The 19,337-nt window shown below is 38.8% G+C and carries 16 protein-coding genes and 1 pseudogene; 15 read left to right on the top strand and 2 right to left on the bottom strand.

Features of this window, described 5'->3' with window-relative positions; genetic code table 11:
* Nucleotides 1-59 precede the first annotated feature (59 nt).
* Nucleotides 60-493: pseudogene (locus QUF86_RS01265) on the top strand (BclA C-terminal domain-containing protein); the annotation flags it as partial.
* A gap of 271 nt (nucleotides 494-764) precedes the next feature.
* Here QUF86_RS01265 and QUF86_RS01260 read toward each other — a convergent pair.
* Entirely contained in the window at nucleotides 765-2,168 is a 1,404-nt protein-coding gene (locus tag QUF86_RS01260; protein WP_289333381.1) for a sigma-54 interaction domain-containing protein, read from the bottom strand.
* Between the two features lie 321 nt (nucleotides 2,169-2,489).
* Here QUF86_RS01260 and speB point away from each other — a divergent pair, with 321 nt between their 5' ends.
* The 7 genes from speB (at nucleotide 2,490) to QUF86_RS01225 (ending at nucleotide 9,504) form a co-directional block, all read left to right on the top strand.
* Nucleotides 2,490-3,488, top strand: coding sequence for an agmatinase (speB, locus tag QUF86_RS01255; RefSeq protein ID WP_289333380.1), 999 nt, complete (start codon nucleotides 2,490-2,492; stop codon nucleotides 3,486-3,488).
* Nucleotides 3,489-3,585: 97 nt separating this feature from the next.
* The gene (locus QUF86_RS01250; RefSeq protein WP_289323833.1) at nucleotides 3,586-5,025 is read left to right on the top strand and encodes a sodium:solute symporter family protein; all 1,440 of its coding nucleotides are present in this window, start codon (nucleotides 3,586-3,588) and stop codon (nucleotides 5,023-5,025) included.
* Nucleotides 4,985-5,830 (top strand): class II aldolase/adducin family protein, encoded by an 846-nt coding sequence (locus tag QUF86_RS01245; RefSeq protein WP_289317820.1) that lies wholly within the window; start codon nucleotides 4,985-4,987, stop codon nucleotides 5,828-5,830. The genes QUF86_RS01250 and QUF86_RS01245 overlap by 41 nt, the downstream gene beginning before the upstream one ends.
* Before the next feature lie 64 nt (nucleotides 5,831-5,894).
* Complete coding sequence (locus QUF86_RS01240) at nucleotides 5,895-6,884, top strand: D-2-hydroxyacid dehydrogenase (RefSeq protein WP_289317819.1); 990 nt, start codon at nucleotides 5,895-5,897, stop codon at nucleotides 6,882-6,884.
* Between the two features lie 190 nt (nucleotides 6,885-7,074).
* Entirely contained in the window at nucleotides 7,075-7,167 is a 93-nt protein-coding gene (locus QUF86_RS01235; RefSeq protein WP_220126990.1) for a putative holin-like toxin, read from the top strand.
* 275 nt (nucleotides 7,168-7,442) lie between these two features.
* Complete coding sequence (locus QUF86_RS01230) at nucleotides 7,443-8,015, top strand: TetR/AcrR family transcriptional regulator (RefSeq protein WP_289333379.1); 573 nt, start codon at nucleotides 7,443-7,445, stop codon at nucleotides 8,013-8,015.
* Between the two features lie 61 nt (nucleotides 8,016-8,076).
* Nucleotides 8,077-9,504: an MDR family MFS transporter gene (locus QUF86_RS01225; RefSeq protein ID WP_289317809.1), complete on the top strand. Its 1,428-nt coding sequence runs from the start codon at nucleotides 8,077-8,079 to the stop codon at nucleotides 9,502-9,504.
* A gap of 125 nt (nucleotides 9,505-9,629) precedes the next feature.
* On the opposite strand, the gene QUF86_RS01220 is transcribed toward QUF86_RS01225, so the two are convergent.
* Nucleotides 9,630-10,484, bottom strand: coding sequence for an alpha/beta fold hydrolase (locus QUF86_RS01220; RefSeq protein WP_289333378.1), 855 nt, complete (start codon nucleotides 10,482-10,484; stop codon nucleotides 9,630-9,632).
* A gap of 254 nt (nucleotides 10,485-10,738) precedes the next feature.
* Between QUF86_RS01220 and QUF86_RS01215 the strand changes: the two genes are divergently transcribed.
* The 7 genes from QUF86_RS01215 (at nucleotide 10,739) to QUF86_RS01185 (ending at nucleotide 19,143) form a co-directional block, all read left to right on the top strand.
* Entirely contained in the window at nucleotides 10,739-11,797 is a 1,059-nt protein-coding gene (locus QUF86_RS01215; RefSeq protein WP_483313901.1) for an alkene reductase, read from the top strand.
* Nucleotides 11,798-12,326: 529 nt separating this feature from the next.
* The gene (gene nikA, locus QUF86_RS01210) at nucleotides 12,327-13,949 is read left to right on the top strand and encodes a nickel ABC transporter substrate-binding protein (protein ID WP_289333377.1); all 1,623 of its coding nucleotides are present in this window, start codon (nucleotides 12,327-12,329) and stop codon (nucleotides 13,947-13,949) included.
* Nucleotides 13,950-13,969: 20 nt separating this feature from the next.
* Nucleotides 13,970-14,914, top strand: coding sequence for a nickel ABC transporter permease subunit NikB (nikB, locus tag QUF86_RS01205; protein ID WP_289333376.1), 945 nt, complete (start codon nucleotides 13,970-13,972; stop codon nucleotides 14,912-14,914).
* Complete coding sequence (nikC, locus tag QUF86_RS01200; protein WP_289333375.1) at nucleotides 14,911-15,741, top strand: nickel ABC transporter permease subunit NikC; 831 nt, start codon at nucleotides 14,911-14,913, stop codon at nucleotides 15,739-15,741. Before nikB ends, nikC begins: the two co-directional genes overlap by 4 nt.
* Before the next feature lie 18 nt (nucleotides 15,742-15,759).
* Nucleotides 15,760-16,587 carry a nickel import ATP-binding protein NikD gene (gene nikD, locus QUF86_RS01195; protein WP_289333374.1) on the top strand — a complete coding sequence of 276 codons (828 nt, stop codon included), beginning with the start codon at nucleotides 15,760-15,762 and terminating at the stop codon, nucleotides 16,585-16,587.
* A gap of 33 nt (nucleotides 16,588-16,620) precedes the next feature.
* Nucleotides 16,621-17,442 (top strand): nickel import ATP-binding protein NikE, encoded by an 822-nt coding sequence (gene nikE / locus QUF86_RS01190; RefSeq protein ID WP_289317802.1) that lies wholly within the window; start codon nucleotides 16,621-16,623, stop codon nucleotides 17,440-17,442.
* A 402-nt stretch (nucleotides 17,443-17,844) separates the two neighbouring features.
* On the top strand, nucleotides 17,845-19,143 hold the full coding sequence (locus QUF86_RS01185) for a helix-turn-helix domain-containing protein (protein ID WP_289333373.1): 1,299 nt from the start codon (nucleotides 17,845-17,847) through the stop codon (nucleotides 19,141-19,143).
* Nucleotides 19,144-19,337 lie beyond the last annotated feature (194 nt).

Below are 19,337 nucleotides of genomic sequence, written 5' to 3'. Positions count from 1 at the left end.
AAATAATTAAGAACCTGCTTCATTCACTCAACACATTTGATTCCATCCCATAAATCTGATCAACAGGTCCTACGGGAACGAGTGTGACGTCTAATTCCATGTTTGCTTCTAATACAGCTGGGAGCACGGTTCTATCGTACTGGGAGGTACCAACGTTCCGCTTCCGAGCAACCAAAATTTAGATTCATTTACTGTTAATGGAGCTAATACTGTGTTTACCGTTCCTGTTATTGGTCGTTATTATTTGACGTATCAAATAAATACAACCGCTGGACTTCTTGCTGGTTCGAGGTTGATTTTAAATGGTGCCACGCCTATTCCTAGCTCCATAATATCGTCGGCTGTCGCGATTTCTAATTATAATAATGATGTGATTGTAAATTTATCAGCAGGTGATACGATCTCTCTTCAGATTTTTGGTTTAATTGCCACCGTTGTCTTAATGGGGGAAGGATCTGCAGGAGCTTCACTGACCATCATTCGTTTGAGTTAATCTAAGTCCACAAATCTTTAACATTAAATATGGAACGTAAATGATATTTGTGAATCCCATTCATCTTGAATGTGGATTTTTTTTATTGATTGATTGTATTATGGATTTTTTTATTGGACTTATTGTCGATAATCATCATTGGTTTCATTTCGAATTGATCATTTTTGGTGCTTGCATATATAGTTTCAAAAGCGCCCTTAGCTTGAACGGCATCCATTACTAAAGGCTAAGGACCATTCATGGTTGCAAACGGGTTTTAATCCAGATGAATTTACAAGTACTTTTTGTATTTCTTTAATTTATAGATGACTGTTGGCTGGCTGATGCCCATATGTTCTGCCATTTCGTATGTGGTTTTACATTTTTTCCATGCTTTTGCAATCAGTTGCCTTTCAACCTTTTCCAGTGTCTTCTTTAAATCGAAATTCTCTTCAAATTCCTGTTCGATGGCCAAGAAGGTGGAATCTTCCGGCTGTTCTATTTGCCCTGTGATGGATTGGGGAAGGTGTTCTGGAAATATATTTGGCTCTTCAATGGTCAGGATTAACCGTTCAATTAAGTTTTCTAATTCTCGTATATTTCCGGGCCAATGATAATGGGTCAAAACTTCATAAGTCGATGGATGGATTTTTTTGAATTTCTGGTATTTTTCATTGGTTTTCTGTAAGTAATGCTGTATTAAGAGAGGTATATCTTCTTTACGTTCATGTAGTGCCGGAATTTGGATGGGAATCACATTCAAACGATAAAATAAGTCCAATCTAAACTTACCTTGACTTACCATCTCCTTCAAATCTTGATTAGTTGCTGTAACCAGGCGGAAGTTAATGTGGTTTTCTTTTTTTCCACCGATGCGCTTTATCTTTTTTTCCTGTAATACTTTCAGTAATTTCGCTTGCATGGCCAGTGGGAGTTCCCCGATTTCATCCAAGAAAAGAGTTCCGCTGTCAGCCTGCTCAATCAGGCCTTGCCTCCCTTGTTTACTTGCCCCTGTAAATGATCCCGGCTCATAGCCGAATATTTCTGATTCAAACAAACTATCAGGTATCGTGCTGCAATTCACTTCGATAAAAGGTTCTTTCTTTCGGTTGCTTTGGTCATGAACAGCACGGGCAAAAGTGCTTTTCCCTACCCCGGAAGGTCCTAATAAGAGTATCGTGGCATCGGTTTTTGCAACATTATGGATCGTTTTTAAAATATGCTTCGTTTCATTACTTCTAGCAATCAAATAATGGTAATCAAGTTCCTTTTCTCTTAAATCCTCGACTTCCGTTTGATAGCCTTTTACTTTTCGTTGTAATTGCTCAAATTGATCCTGCAATTGCAGGATCTCGGTTTGATCCTGACCATAGCTGATTACCCTAACGAGAAGTCCTTCCTTATTAAAAATGGGATAGCCAGTCGACATGACAACATGACCGGTTTTTGTTTTTTGCATTATCCGCTTCGCTTTCTTTTCTTTTAAAACAATCGCATTGATGGAAGGTGTGAGAAGGCCCTCACTTTCTAATTGATAGACGGAGGTACCGATATAAGAGTCACTTTCCATACCATAAATCTCCCAAAGCTTTGGGTTGGAATATAAAATGATTCCATCTTGATCGGTAATGAGAATGTTATTATTCGATGTTTCAATAATCTTATTTAGTTCTTCCTCCAGCATATCGTCGTACATGGGTTCCGCTCCTTTGGGTTTTGGGATGCTTTTAATTAAAATATAAATCAAAAAGTCGAAATAATCAAAAATTAAATCAATAAATAAGAAAATGATTAAGTTATTAATCATTTGATGAAACAGAAATAACGAAAAGCCTTATAAAACGCAGCTAAATAGTTGGCGTGAATCTTGCTTATGTAAAAGGTAAGAAGATAATTTTAAAACAAGGGTGTTATACAATTCTATTCTTCTATTAATGAATAAAAAGGTGGAAGTTTATATGGCATCGTGCAATGCCATGGAGTGAAAAATAATAGTGAAAATTTAGGAGGATGTTACATGATGAAGTATCAACCGAAAGACTCATTCAAATCACCCCGTTTTTGCGGAGTACGTACGTTTATGCGGCTTCCATTTGTTGAACAGGTAGATGAACATATGGATTTTGTCATTACGGGAATTCCTTTTGATTCCGGGCAATCATTTAGGACGGGTGCGAGATTCGGACCAGAAGCCATTCGCGATTTTTCAATCCTTTTACGTCCTTATAATCCAGAACAGGATATTAATATTTTTGATTATATATCAGGAATTGATTATGGAGATATTCCGATCATTCCTGGCTATATTTCTGAGACTTATAAAAAGATTGAAGAAGAGCTTACCCCCATCATTGAAAAAGGGATCATTCCCATTTCATTAGGAGGCGATCATTCTATTACTCTCGGGGAGTTACGTGCAATCGTAAAAAAACATGGACCAGTTGCCCTGCTTCAATTCGATGCTCACTCCGATACTTGGGATAGTTATTTTGAACAAAAGTATAATCACGGAACCGTTTTTCGTCGAGCAATAGAAGAGGGCCTCATCGATGTATCACGTTCTCTTCAAATTGGTATGAGGGGTGGTCTGTACGGACCGGAAGATCTTCAGGATGCCCGGGATTTAGGGTTGGGCGTTTATACGACGAACGATTATAAACGTATCGGGGTTGAAAAGATGCTAGGTGTCATTCATGAGCGTGTCGCGGAGGGTCCGGTGTTTTTATCTTTTGACATTGATTTTTTAGATCCCGTTTATGCACCTGGAACAGGGACCCCGGAAGTTTCAGGGGCCAGCATTGATGATGCTTTAGCCTTTGTGAGAGGTTTGACGAATATAGATTTTGTAGGATTCGATCTCGTTGAGGTTTTACCATCATACGATCACGGACAAGTCACGGCTGCCGCAGCGGCTAATATTGTCTATGAATTCATCACACTCATCGCTCTCGCAAAAAAAGGGAAACTGGAGAAAAAAGAGAGAGTTGGAGATTTGGAAACGCAGCTTAACAACTAGTTTCTTCATTTAAGTGGAAGGAAGGAATGGTATACTTCCTCCTTCCCTCCCTCTATAAAGCGATAAAAACAAAACAACCCCAAAAGGAGATGTGTAAATGCATATTTTGGATATATCGATCATGACTCTATATTTTTCTGTTTTAATCATTGTGGGAGTAATCGGGTCCAAACGGGCAAAAACAGCAGATGATTTCATTGTAGCAGGGCGTAATCTGGGTCATTTTATGTATTTATCCTGTTTAGCTGCTGTGATATTAGGGGGTGCTTCTACTCTAGGAACAGCAAAGTTAGGTTATCAGTTTGGGATATCCGGTATTTGGCTAGTGGTGATGATCGGTCTCGGCATTATCGCTATCGGGTTGTTTTTAACAAATAAGATATTTGATTTAAAAGTGCTGACGATCAGTGAGATGCTTGAGAAGCGTTACAATTCTCAAACAAGATTGATCAGTGCCCTGGTCTCTGTCATCTATACATTCATGCTGACTGTAACGCAAGTGATTGGGATGGGGACGATATTACATGTTTTGGCTGGCTGGAATTTAACGGTTTCCATGATAGTCGGGGGCGGAATCGTTTTATTTTATACAATATTAGGAGGTATGTGGTCCGTCACCATGACTGATGTCGTGCAATTTGTCATCATGACGATCGGTATTTTCTTTATCATGCTTCCAATGAGCGTCTCTAAGGCAGGAGGGTGGGGCTCGCTTAAGGAAAATCTCCCTGCATCACATTTCGAGTTAGGAAATATTGGCGGAGAGACAATTTTTCAATACTTCTTATTATTTACTCTAGGGGTTGTTGTTGGACAAGATATTTGGCAGCGTCTTTTTACCGCACGAACCAAAGCGATATCTCGTGGCGGAACGGTTGGAGCAGGAATATATAGTGTTTTTTATGCGATTGCAATCAGTATAATTGGAATGTGCGCTTTTATTATCCTTCCTAATTTAGGAGATCCACAAAATGCATTTACTAGTATAGCGATGGAAACTTTACCTGCTGGTCTATTGGGGGTTGTCATTGCGAGTGTGGTATCTGCCCTTATGTCTACAGCTTCAGGAACGTTGCTTGCTTCTTCCACTCTAGTTGTTAATGACATCATAAAAAAATATATCGGTCCCGGAATGAGTGAACGACAATTTTTAAAAACATCCCGGATTACAACTTTAACGATTGGTGTATTGACCATAATCGTTTCAATATGGATTCAAGATATTTTAGTTGCATTGGATGTAGCTTACGCAATTTTATCCGGTGCTGTGTTCTTTCCGATCATCCTTGGCTTCTTTTGGAAGAGGGTCACGGCTACGGCTGCATTTTACTCCATTCTGGCAAGTATGGTCGTTATTATTGTGGGATTGGTGATTAATGGACCTTCCTCCACACAACCAATTCTGTACGGGCTTGCTACTAGTTTTGTCGTCATTACTGTACTTACTTTCCTAAGTTCCAATAAAAATAACGAGAACAAAAGTGAAGTCAAGCAAGATGGAAAGGGTAAAGCTGACATGGATACCATGGCTAATTGATTGGTCAGCAAAAAAAGGAAAAAGAATCGAGGAGGAAAGAAAGATGACAAAGACAATTTCCCTGCAACCCGCAACATTCAATACTATGGAAGAAGAACGCAATCACCGGAAAGAACGGTTGGCAGCTTCATTCCGTCTTTTTTCAAAGTTTGGATTCGATGAAGGGATAGCTGGCCACATTACGGTCCGTGATCCTAAATATACAGACCATTTCTGGGTCAATCCGTTTGGGATGCACTTTAGTCAAATTTCCGTTTCAGATCTGATATTGGTAAATCATAAAGGTGAAATTGTAGAGGGTGAACATTCAGTAAATGGTGCTGCCTTTGCCATTCATTCGGAAATTCATAAAGCACGACCGGATGCTATTGCAGCGGCACATGCTCATTCGGTATATGGAAAGACATGGTCTTCTTTAGGGAGACTGTTAGATCCGATTACGCAAGATGCCTGCCAATTTTACAATGATCATGCATTATTTGATGATTTTACTGGTGTGGTTTATGCATCTGAAGAAGGGAAACGCATTGCCAGGGCTCTAGGTCAATACAAAGCTGTCATCCTTCGCAACCATGGATTGTTAACGGTGGGTCAATCTGTAGATTCAGCTGCTTGGTGGTTCATAACGATGGAGCGTTCATGTCAAGCACAGATAATGGCTGAATCTGTAGGTAAGCCCATTTTTATTGAAGAAGAGTATGCAAAGCTAACGGCAGAACAAACGGGAACGGAATATGAGGGATGGCTGAGTTTTCAGCCTCTTTGGGACAGAATCAGAAAAGAGCAACCAGATTTCTTGAAGTGATCATAAAGCAATGTATGGTATGATTGCATTCACATTTAACATAGGTTCTTGAGGAGGTTTTATAATGTCCGCTTCCAAGAAAAAATCACCTTCACTTTATATAAGGGTCGATATACCGGAAAAATACATCAACGAGTTTAAGGAGATTTGTTCAGAAGTTGTTGTCGAGCCATGGGAATTCGGCGAACCTGAACCACAGCCAACGGTTGATCTATCGAAGTTTGATGTCCTTTATACGCTAGGGCTTCATGATAATCTTAACATTATAAAAAAAGCTCCAAAGATTAAATGGGTCCATTCAGACAGTGCTGGAGTGGAGGCCATGCTGACTGAAGATATACAAAACAGCGATGTCATCATCACCAATGTCAAAGGCTGCACATCCGTTCCGATAGCCGAGCATACAATTGCGATGCTATCTTCGTTAGCAAGAGGTGTGCCGGCAATGATCAGAAATCAAATAAACAAAACTTGGGTTGAAATTCCTGTGAAAGACCTTGAGAATTCTACTGTGGGGATTATTGGGTATGGTGATATAGGCTATGAGATAGCAAAGAGATGTAAAGCACTAGGTATGACCGTTATTGGGTGCCGCCGGAATCCCGCCAAGAGGAACGACGAATATGAACCTGCTGATTTGATAATGGGCATGGATCAAGTGGATGAAGTCCTTTCTAGGTCCGATTTTGTCGTCTTGGCACTTCCGTTTACGAAAGATACCTCATACTTTTTTAATAAAGAACGCTTAAATAAAATGAAAAAAGGCAGCTATGTATTAAATGTCGGCCGGGGTAATACGATTGTGGATGAAGATTTAATTCATTCCTTAAGCAATGGGCACATAGCAGGAGCGGCTCTCGATGTGTTTGAAGTAGAACCTTTACCTAAGGATCACCCTTTCTGGCAGCTGGAAAATGTCATGGTTTCCCCACATAATGCTTACAACTCTTCCAAACACTTAGATCGTGTGATGGAGTTATTCCTGAAAAATTTAAAACTTTTTTCTGAAGGTGAACCACTAATGAACGTTGTGGAAAAAAGACTGGGTTATTAACAGGAATGGTTTATTTGAAAAGGAAGTTCTCAAGAATGGGAACTTTAGATATTTAAATGATATGACTGAAGTAGGAGGGTAGACCCTGATTGGGTTTACTCTTTTTTTGATTAAAAGTTTCTGATTCATGTTTTTCCTTGTATAGGACAATCTCCGATCAGGAAAAGCTGGATGTAAGGAGGCGATGTGAATGGGTACTTTCGAAGTTATTTCCCTGATGCTAAGCTTTGGCATGTTTGTAATTGCTATTCTTGATTTCAAAAATCATGACAAGAATCCTTAAAGATACCGAATATGTTATGAAAAGATAGGCCGATGTGTTTGATATTTGGAAGCGTTTAATAAATACTGGGTACAATATAGAAGGTATTGATTTCCTCGATTCTTTAAACTTGCAGAGAACACCAATATGAGGTGTTCTTTTTGTTGTAAAAGTATTTCAAATGGGTTCATTAGTAAATCCCATCCACTCAAAGGCTGTCATCTTTGACAAAACAATGATATACAAGTATAGTCTCTAATAGACCGGTTGATATAATTTCAAGGAGTGATCCAGCTATGGCAGAAAAACGAAACTCGAAAGACATTCTTATTGAAGCTGCTTCCCGGCTTTTTCGAATACGTGGATATTATGGTGTAGGGCTTAAGGACATTATTGAGGAAAGTGGTATCCCAAAAGGTTCGCTGTATCATTATTTTCCGAAAGGCAAAGAAGAATTGGCAATCGAGGCGATTATTCATACAAAAGAATTCGTGATAGATGAAATTAAACGGGGATTTGATGAAATTGAAGACCCTATCAAAGCCATTCAGGCTCATATTTTTCATTTATCCGAGGTTTTTGGTGATAGTGAAAATCTATTAGGACTGCCAATCGGGACGATTGCAGCGGAAACATATACGACGAGTGAGCAGATAAGAAAGGCTTGTCAAGAAGCGATAGAAGATTGGCAATCCATATATGTGAAGAAATTACTCGAGGCGGAATTCAGTGAGAAACGGGCAAAAGAATTGAGTATCGTAATTAATGCTTTAATTGAAGGCGGTATCCTTTTAGCCTTAACGGCGAAAAACGGGGAACCTCTCCAAGCCATTGCGGAACAGATACCATTATTGCTGATAAATAAATAAGTCATACGGAAAAATTATTTTAAGCTTAGGTCGAACAGTTAGTAATTGGAGGAATCATTTTATGTCTACAGATGCAACACAGCAACAAAACCCAGTCATTAGAACGACCCCCATTTTAATTGCTTTTTTAATTGCGGGGTTCATTGGGTTATTCAGCGAGACGGCATTAAACATGGCGTTGGGGGATTTAATACAGGAATTCAATGTCAGTCCTTCCACCGTGCAATGGCTGACAACGGGTTACTTATTGACATTGGGGATATTGGTTCCCGTTTCGGGACTCTTGATTCAGTGGTTCAACACTCGTCAATTATTCATTGCATCAATGGTGTTCTCCATCATTGGGACGCTCATTGCAGCAATTGCACCTGGGTTCGGCATCTTGATGCTAGCCCGTGTCGTCCAGGCAATCGGAACGGGTCTTTTATTGCCTCTCATGTTCAATACCATTTTATTGATTTTCCCTATTCATAAAAGGGGAGCGACGATGGGGTTGATGGGGCTGGTGATCATGTTTGCCCCAGCAATCGGTCCGACAGTTTCAGGTTTGATTATTGAAAATCTAAAATGGAATTACATTTTCTGGGTGTCTTTGCCGTTCTTTGTGATCGCTTTACTATTCGGTCTCAAGTATATGCAAAACGTTTCAACAATCACAAAACCTAAAATCGATGTACCATCCATTATTTTATCGACCATTGGTTTTGGTGGAATTGTTTATGGCTTTAGTATTGTTGGAGAGCAAGGGTGGAGTAATGCGATAGTTCTATCCTCGATCATTGTTGGCCTTATAGCGCTGTTCCTGTTTGCTGTAAGACAATTCAACATGGATAAACCGATGATTGACTTGCGCGTTTTTAAATATCCGATGTTCACGTTAGGGTTAATAACCGTCTTCATCACCTTCATGATCATCATGTCATCCATGATTCTCTTACCGTTATACTTGCAAACCGGGCTTGCATTAGCTGCGTTTTCTGCTGGGCTCGTACTTTTACCTGGTGGAGTGCTTAATGGTATCATGTCGCCGGTTACGGGGCGCATTTTTGATAAGTTTGGACCAAGGGGATTAGTGATCCCAGGCTTCATTATCATGATTGCCATGTTATGGACTTTGACGAACGTAACGACTGAAACATCGATCATTATGGTAATCGTCATGCATACTCTCCTTATGATCGGTGTTTCGATGGTCATGATGCCTGCCCAAACAAATGGGCTGAATCAACTGCCGAAAAATCTTTATCCGGATGGAACGGCTCTAATGAATACATTGCAACAAGTATCGGGGGCCATCGGTACAACCGTTGCCATTACCATCATGTCAGCATCACAAAAAAATTATATGGCAAATGCAGAAGATCCGTTCGATCCATCTGCCATTAGCGGCTCATTGACTGCAGGCGTTCAAGATGCCTTCATTTTCGGTCTTGTCCTAGCAATCATTGGCTTGATCGTGTCGTTTTTTATCAGAACAGCACGAGACTGATAAGATATATTAATGAAAAAAGATAAATTAGCCAGCAGGGAAAAGATTTTCTCTGTCTGGCTTTTTTGTTCGAAAAAGGATATTGGTGTTTTTAAAGAATTTAATAATTTTTTACGCCCCATTAGTTACACTGTTTTGTATTCTATTCTTCGAAAGTCCGAAACCATATTAAGGAACTTCGCATTTTCTTCTAAATAAGGGAAGTGGTTACTCTCTTCAAAGATATAAAGTTTCGAATCCATCAATCCAGCATTGATTTCTTCTGAGAAGACTAAAGGGCATTGTGCATCATGTCGTCCACAATAAACAATGGTGGGAATTCTAACATTTGATAGTTCTTTTTGTAAATCAAAATTAGGTAGGTCATTAAAAGAAAAGTAATCTAACCTTCTATGTACTACTTTGCCACTGGAAGGTTTTTGGAAATATTCAGCTTTTTTTTCAATATTGTATAAAGACATATCTGTCCATTCTCTATTGGCAGATCTTCTTTCCTCAATAGTGGTATCCGGAGACTTCAAAATAGAGAATATCTCTTTCAACCTCTTGTTAAGTGAACTACTGGGGCTATACATACTTCCTTCGTGTTCCATATACTTTTTTGTAGCAGTAGCCCCTCCGACCATTAACTTTGAAAGGGTATTAGGAAATGATGTTACATAGACCAACCCTAACATTCCTCCAGTTGAATGTCCTGCAAAACTCCATAGCTCCAATACTAATGCTTCCCTAATAGCTTCCAGATCCATAACTGATTGAACCATACTCATTTCTTCGTCTGACTCTGCATTACAAGAGTTTCCCGCTCCCTTTAAATTTACAAGATAAACTTTAAAATCACTTACAAAATTATCAGCAAAATAATAGCCAAGTTCATTAAATTCGCTATATAAATGAGTGATACAAACAGGTTCACCTTCTCCTTGGACAAAGACCTCGAACTTTCCACGGCTTGTTTCAACCATTTGTCGTTTCCACATAAAAAACACCCCATCTTTTTAATTTTTAATAAGGTTATGTCCAGTCCTTTTAAACATTCTTGTGCTATCCTGTTCCTTAATATCTAAAAGTTAACAAGAATACCATGTTTTTTACTGATCCTTTTTACCATATTTTATCAAAAACTATGAAGATCAGAGTGAATTATTTGAAAATTAACCACTTATCGGATAATCTTACACAATAATAGTTACTAAAAGTCAGCTCAATAAAACGGTTAACAGGAGGAATTCAAATGAATACAATAAAGACCAAAATGTTTGAACCTGTAACAATAGGTGCATGGAACTTAAGAACAAGAACGGCAATGGCTCCTATGACACGGTCGTTTGCCGATAACGAAACCGGTGTTGTAAATGACCTGACCGTAGAATATTACCGAAAACGGGCTCAAGATGGAATCGGACTTATCATTACTGAAGGTGTAGTGATTTCACCAAGGGCAAAGGGCAATCCTGGAGTTCCCGGAATATATACACAAGAGCAAATCAACGGTTGGAAAAAAGTAACGGAAGCTGTACACGCTGAAGGCGGAACGATCATAGCGCAAATCTGGCATGTTGGCCGTGCAAGCCACCATGAAATTGCAGGAGGACTTCCTCCGCAGGCTCCTTCTTCTATCGCTGCTGAAGGAAAGGTTTCACGATTCGGAAAACCTTTTGGTACTCCTGAAGAAATGACAGAGACGGATATTGAAGAAGTGGTGAACCAATATAAACAAGCTGCTAAGAATGCGATGGATGCTGGCTTTGACGGCGTTGAAATTCATGGTGCACACGGCTACTTAATAGACCAGTTCAATTCCGACACCTCCAATAAAAGGACCGATCGGTACGGTGGTGATTTAAAACAGCGCCTGACCTTTATGAAGGAAGTGCTAAAAGCGGTTATTGATGCGGTTGGAGTGAACCGTACCCTTATTCGTTTCTCGGCTTTGAAAATTGACCAGCCGTCTTACATGTGGGAAGATCCTGAAACAGCGATTCTAACATTTATTGAAGCGTTTAAAGAAACAGGAGTCAAAATGATTCACCCGTCCACGATGGAATTCACCAAACCGATTGCAAGAGGATTGACCATGCATGAATTGGTACGCAGCCACTGGGATGGAATTATAGTTGGTGTGGGAGGGCTTGATCCTGAAACAGCAGAAGCCGCACTGGAAAAAGGCATCATTGATGTTGCGGCAATCGGACGTCCGCTTATCGCCAATCCGGATTATCTGGCACGAATTAAGCAGGATGAAAAACTCGTTGATTACGAGGCAAAGAAACATTTAGGGCAACTGATTTAATAGAGGAAAATAATAAGCAGGCTTGTTCATGACAGGACACCGCAGTAACCATACATCCTTTTCTATAACTGATGCGATTCTTCATTAAGAAGGGTCGCCTTTTCTTATGGAAATAAAGTGGTGAATAGAGGGAGAAGGATGTTAAAAAGATTATATGTATTTGGTAAGCTTACTGGTCATTTTAATAAATAAGGTGAGGAAGCTGGTATATCAATGGAATGTATCGTGGTTATCGGAGTGTCCGCGGGTGTCGGGAAATCAACTTTTGCAAGAAGGTTTGGTAGGGTGGGGGGATATGCTGAAAAAAGGACAACTTCAACAAGGGATGAAGACTCTCCAAAGCGAGATTGAATTCATATATATATTATTTGGAGCAGCATCATCATCATTCATAAATGAAAAGGATATTGAGGTTCTATGTTTCTAACAAAACATATTATTCTAGAGTTTCGACATTATATTGACAATAATATAGTTACTCTTTAGAATTGAAAATGATTCTCAATATGGTACTGGAGGAACCAATGTTATGTCAAAAAGAAGAAACAGTAAACAAGTGTTATTTATATCTGCCATCGTTTTAATTTTATCAACGCTTTTACTTGGATGTACAAATGAATCCAAAGAAAATTCAACTTCAAATAAAGACAGTAAAGACATGCTTACTTTTGCTTGGCCTAGGGATATAGGTGAAATGAATCCGCATGTCTATAATCCTTCTCAATTATTCGCTCAATCGATGGTATATGAACCTTTGGTTAGCTACCAAGATGGAGGCGAGCTGAAACCACATTTAGCTGAATCTTGGGAAATTTCCAAGGATGGGAAGGAATATACGTTCAACCTACGTCAAGATGTGAAATTTTCTGACGGCACAAGCTTTAATGCTGAAATTGTGAAAAAGAACTTTGATGCTATATTGAAGAATGTTGATTTACATAGTTGGTTGGGCTTTATTCCGAAAGTGGATCAAACGGAAGTAATTGACCAAAACACGTTTAAACTAACATTAAAGGAGCCATATTATCCTACTATTCAAGAGTTAGCCGTCGTTCGTCCAGTCCGTTTCTTAGGTGATGCTGGATTCCCTAAAGATGGTGACACTTCAAAAGGCGTTACAAAACCAGTCGGTACAGGCCCATGGATTTTGGAAGAATATAAAGCAGATGAATATGCTATTTTCAAACGCAATGAAAATTATTGGGGTGAACTCCCTAAAGTAAAGAAAATCAAAGTCAAGATCATTCCTGATGCTGAAACCCGAGTTCTTGCTTTTGAAAAAGGAGACCTAGACCTTATTTATGGTGAAGGCGTTATCAGTCTAGATTCGTTCAAACAATTAGAAACAACAGGTACCTATGAGACTAGTGTTTCTGATCCGGTTGCGACAAGACAACTAGTTATGAATACGAAGAAAGAACAGCTTTCAGATTTACGTGTTCGTCAGGCGTTACAATATGGATTTAATAAAAAGGCAATGGTTGACGGAGTTACTTCTGGGTTGGAAGAGAAGGCAGATTTTATTTTACCGACAAACTTCCCTTATACTTCAGACATTGATGTAACAGCGATTGATTATAATGTTGAAAAAGCACAAGCTTTATTAGATGAAGCAGGATGGAAGCTGCCAAAAGGAAAAAACGTTCGTGAAAAAGACGGAAAACCACTTGAAATCGAGTTAATGTACGACTCTGCAGAATCGATTCAAAAAGCAATGGCCGAAACATTACAATCTGAGTGGGCGGCACTGGGTGTTAAATTAAATATCGTTGGAGTTGAGCTTACGGTACAAATTCAAAGATTCAAAGCTAATGAATTTGAATTGAATTTCTTTAGTAACTATGGCGCACCCTATGATCCTCATACTTTCGTAAACATCGTTGGTTCAGAAGGATTTGGATTTAACGAAGCCATTTCATCTTATCCGAACAGAGATAAGTTGTTAAAACAAATTGCTGATGTTCCTGGAACAACAGATGAAAAAGAACGTCAAGAACTTTACTCGACTATTTTGGAATCACTGCAAGACCAAGGAGCTATTGTACCTATTTCTTATATTAAGAAAATAGCTGTTTATCAAAAAGATGTATCAAATTTCACATTCCCTGCTAACCGAGATGAACATCCATTCACAGGAATTAGCATCGAGTAGTCAGATACAGGAGGGTTTTCATGGGAACTTATATCTTGAAACGAATTATGGCCATCATTCCCATCTTTCTTTTGGCCACTCTTCTAACGTTTGGAATGATTCACCTTTCACCCGTGGACCCAGCTGAGGCATATTTATCTGCAGCACATATCCAGCCTACAGATGAGATATTGGCTCAGAAAAGACATGAGTTTGGCTTAGATCAACCCCTCCATGTTCAATATGTAAACTCTATCATTAAGATATGCCAATTTGATTTTGGCATATCTTATGTTTCGAATAAACCTGTTTGGGACGAGGTTACATATCGAATGCCAGCGACCATTCAGTTAGCTTTAGGTAGCATCATATTAGCGGTCCTGGTCAGTGTCCCTCTTGGTTTTTTGGCAGGCATAAAGAAAAACAGTGGTATTGACCATTTTAGTCGACTTCTCTCTTTTTTCGGGGCATCCATCCCTTCTTTTTGGCTTGGTTATTTATTGATTTTTTTCTTTTCTGTTAAACTCGACCTATTTCCTGTTGAAGGAATCGGGACTTGGCAACATCTGGTTCTCCCTTCCATTACTTTAGCTTTGCCATTAATAGCCTTGTATACTCGATTGTTACGTGCCAGTGTTCTTGAAAATTTACAGGAACCTTATATCCTTTTTGCTCGTACAAGAGGGATTCATGAAAAAGTGATTATGGGAAAACATGTATTGAGAATAGCCATATCTCCTATGATTACGGGACTAGGGATGAATTTAGGAAAGCTACTGACTGGAACCATTATCGTCGAAGCGGTCTTTTCCTGGCCAGGATTTGGTCGTTATTTTATTGAAGCTATTTTTAATCGGGATGTTCCTGTCATTCAATGCTATGTGCTTTTAGCAGCGGGACTATTCATTTTTAGCAACTTGATTGTTGACCTTATTCAAATGTGCATCGACCCACGCATCTCCAGAAAAGGAGGGCAACGTCAATGATAACAAGTCTTCGCATTATGATGAGAAGTCAGAAAGTGATTGTCCTTTGTTCGATAATATTGAGTTTCCTATTTATCATCACCATCTTGGCTCCTTGGATTGCACCTAATGATCCCATTGCTGTCAATTTAGCTAATAAACTACAGCCCTCTTCCTTTGAGTATCCATTGGGAACTGATCATTTAGGAAGATGCACGTTATCACGCATCCTATATGGAGCTCGCATTTCGTTAGGATTTGCCACATTAATCTTTATTTCATCTTTAGGCATCGGTTTGATTATTGGAACCATTGCTGGTTATAAAGGTGGATGGGTTGACCAGCTGCTAATGAGACTTTGTGATGGTGTTATGGCATTTCCGAATCTTTTGCTCATTCTTGGACTTGTTGGTATATTGGGACCTGGCCTTAAACAGGTCATCTTAGCATTGATGCTTGTGCAATGGGTGTATTATGCGAGAATTTTCCGAGGAATGGTACTGAGTCTGAAAGAACAAAACTATATTGCGGCAGCTAAAATAAGCGGTTCTTCACAATGGAAGATAATAAAGAAACATATTGTTCCAAATGTTCTCCCTCCGCTCGCTGTTATGGGTACATTGGAAATGGGTTGGGCCATCATGGATATATCCGCCATGTCGTTTCTAGGTTTAGGTGTGCAACCCCCTACTCCAGAATGGGGAGCAATGATTCATGAGGGGAAATCGTATATCCGGACGAATCCAGAATTAATGCTATATCCAGGTTTGATGATTATGCTCGTTGTCGTCACCTTCAATTTATTAGGCGAAGCGCTATCAGAACGTTTTGGAGTCAAACGTCGTTAATAAAAAGGAATGAGAAGATTGAGAACAGAACGGTCGAATGTATTAAAAGTGAGCGATCTACATGTACAGGTACAAACAAAAGATGGTGCTTCCACCCTCGTTCAGGATATTAATTTTGAACTGGAAAAAGGGAAGGTACTGGGGCTTGTTGGGGAAAGTGGGAGTGGTAAAACCGTTACGAGTATGTCCATTCTGCAGCTTCTTGATCGGAAAACAACGACGATTGAAGGAAGCATTACCCTCCAAGGACGAGAATTGAATGGTTTAGACGATAAAGAAATACGTGAAATTCGTGGCAAGGATATTGCCTTCATTATGCAAAATCCGATGAATTCATTTACGCCTGTTTTTACAATCGGCAATCAATTTATCGAAACGATTAGGACTCATACCTCATTGAATAAAAAACAAGCAAAAGAGCTTGCCATCGCTGCGATGCAGAATGTAAACCTGCCAGATCCAGCGAAACTATTAAAAAGCTACCCTTTTCAATTAAGTGGAGGTATGCTTCAACGCGTGATGATTGCGGTGGCAGCATGTTTAAATCCTTCCGTTATTATTGCTGATGAGCCGACAACTGCACTCGACGTTCATAACCAATTACAAGTACTTCGCCACTTGGATAAAATTCGTTCTGAATATGGAACATCCATTTTACTCATTTCTCATGATCTGGGAGTCATTTCTGAAATGGCAGATGATGTAGTCGTTATGCAACATGGCAGAATTGTAGAAACTGCAAATGTATTTGAATTATTTGATAATCCACAGCATGAGTATACAAAGAAACTGCTAAATGCCCGCCTTATCTTAAATCATGAAGAACCTATCACCCATATGTTGTGATATATAGATTGCATTCTTTTGAGGGGTGAACAAATGAGTTTATTACAAGTAAAAGCAGTAACTCATAGCTATAATTCTCATACGTTTTTTAAATGGAAAGACCATTCAAAAAAAGTACTCACTGACATTTCCCTCTCTATTGACGAAGGAACATGTTTAGGACTACTTGGGTCGAGTGGAGCTGGAAAAAGCACATTAGGAAAAGTGATTCTTGGCTTAGAACGTCCACAGCAAGGACAAGTTCTGTTTCAAGGGCATGATATTTATACTGCTGATAAGCATATTCGACAAAAGATACGCCGAGATCTACAAGTCGTCTTTCAAGATTCGTATTCATCTGTCAATCCACGAATGACAGCCGAGCATATTATAGGCGAGCCATTAGAAAACTATGAAAAACTAACCGTAGCCGAACAAAAAAGAACCGTGATTGAGTTATTGGAAAGAGTAGGCCTAAGTGAAAGGGATTTGAAAAAATACCCACACCAATTTAGCGGTGGACAATTGCAAAGAATTAATATTGCTAGAGCAATCTCTCTTAAGCCAAGGCTAATCGTCTTAGACGAATCCGTAAGTAGTCTGGATATGGTTAATCAAACTATAATTTTAGAATTATTAAGTGAGTTAAAAAAAGACTTCGGCTTATCTTATCTTTTTATTACACATGATATTAAAGCGGCCTATTCAATCGCTGATACTTTGGGTGTACTGGAAAAAGGAGAATTAATCGAGCTTTACGATTCTAAAAATCAGTTTTTTTCGTCAGAACATCCTGTCGTCAAACAGATGAGGGGTTCTATCCTTGCCGAGCATCCACGTTTTCGTTCTCTTCCAACGAGGATTAACAAGACCTAGTCTAGAATTTATATTTATTGATTGGAAGGCCTCGATTTCAGTTGAAAATCGAGGCTCTTGTTTGTAAAAATGGATTATATGTGCTGGAATTCAAAAGTAGTTGTGGATCATTTGAATAGCGTATACAACGTATTTTTCCTTCATGTTGCATGATAAAATGGTATAAAAGGGAAAAGTCGGCGGTGTGAATACAGCTATATATTTCATTTCTATCATACTTTTCTTTTTGCTTCTGATATGATCAAGAGTAACAAAACAACTATTAAACAGGAATCAATATAAATTGAGCAAAAGTTAGATAGCAGAAGAATTAGCATTACACTAACATGACTTACGTTAAACTAGAATATTCTACAAAGAACAATGAATATATTACAGATGATAAAGGAAGTCGATTACTGGATGTATAAAATCGGACTAGTCGGTCTAGAAACTTCTATAGAACAAATTTTAGTTTTGGCAGAAGAATATAAACATGAGTTGGAATTCATCTCATTGCCTTATGTAAAGACCGAAGAGGTGGATAATATTGTAAAAGAACATGATTCTCACGTACATGCATGGCTTTTTTCTGGTCCACTGCCCTATGAAATTGCAAAAAAAACACTAGGTACAGATAAAATAATGGTCCATGTTCCTGCTACGGAATCAGGTTTTTATAAATCCTTTTTAGAGTTGATCTACGAACAAGGGAAAATCATTGAGCATCTAAGTATCGACACTATGTCCTCAAATAATATTAGCGAAGAAGCTTTGTCACAGTTGAATATAAAAACCAAAAAGATTTATACGAAAGTGTTTGAGACAGATGCTGATACGGATGAATTGGTTCATTTTCACTTGAATTTATGGAATGAGGGAAAGACAGAAGGCGCTTTTTCTTGTTTTCCGTCTGTGTGTGAAGTTTTAAGGGAATATGGCATTCCAGCCTACCGTATGTCGATGAGTAAGATGGAAGTGCGGCAAACGCTTCGAATTCTTTCTGAAAAAGTAAAGACTGCCTACTTTAAGGATACACAAATCGGAGTGGAGATCATTGAAGTTGAACACTTTGACAAAGTGGCAGAGGAAATGAAAACTCCTTATCATTTACAGTACTTGGAGCTTCGGCTAAAAGAGATGTTAATTAAACTTGGTGAAAAAATAAATGGTTCCTTTTCAGAGAAAGGGAATGGAAGATACATGATCTTTAGTTCTCGCGGCGTAATTGAACGAGAAATCATTACGCTCGAAGATACCATTCAAAGATTGGCTTTTGAAGCAGATACAACCGTTGCCGTTGGTATTGGCTTCGGCGAAACTGCCTATTCGGCGGAAATTAATGCTTTTCGTGCTATTCAACATTCAAAAAAGATGAAGAAGCGTGAAATTGTGATTATTCAAGATGATGGTAAGATTATCGAATCACCAGGCAAAAAGAAAGAACTGCAATATGCTGCCAAGACCCACAATAAACTCCTTATCGAAAAGTTGAAAAAGGGGAATATCAGTGTTAAAACGTATAAAAAGATATCGGCTCTCGTTCAAAGAATGGGCTGGAGTGAGTTTACAACAAAGGAATTAGCGACACATCTTGAGATGACAGAGCGCAATGTACGGCGTATTGTTGCCGATATGTGCGAAGTTGATTTGGCACAATGCGTTGGTGAAGAGGCTAACGCCACCCGAGGAAGACCGAGTAAAATTTATCAATTATTATAAATTACAGGCACCCATAATTTGGGTGCTTTTTTATTTCCACTTCATGTCGCATTAAAAAAATTTTACAATTAGTTGCAGTGTAAAAAAACAGTTTGGAATTTTCAAAAAATAATTGTAATAAAGACCGAGTGAGATTATACTCTATTTAAGGAATTTTTTCCTTAAACTATCCTAAATTAGAGGTTGTTATGTAA

The sequence above is a fragment of the Peribacillus sp. NJ11 genome, from assembly GCF_030348405.1.
GTDB lineage: Bacteria > Bacillota > Bacilli > Bacillales > DSM-1321 > Peribacillus.
This window is presented reverse-complemented; position numbering and strand designations above follow the sequence as displayed.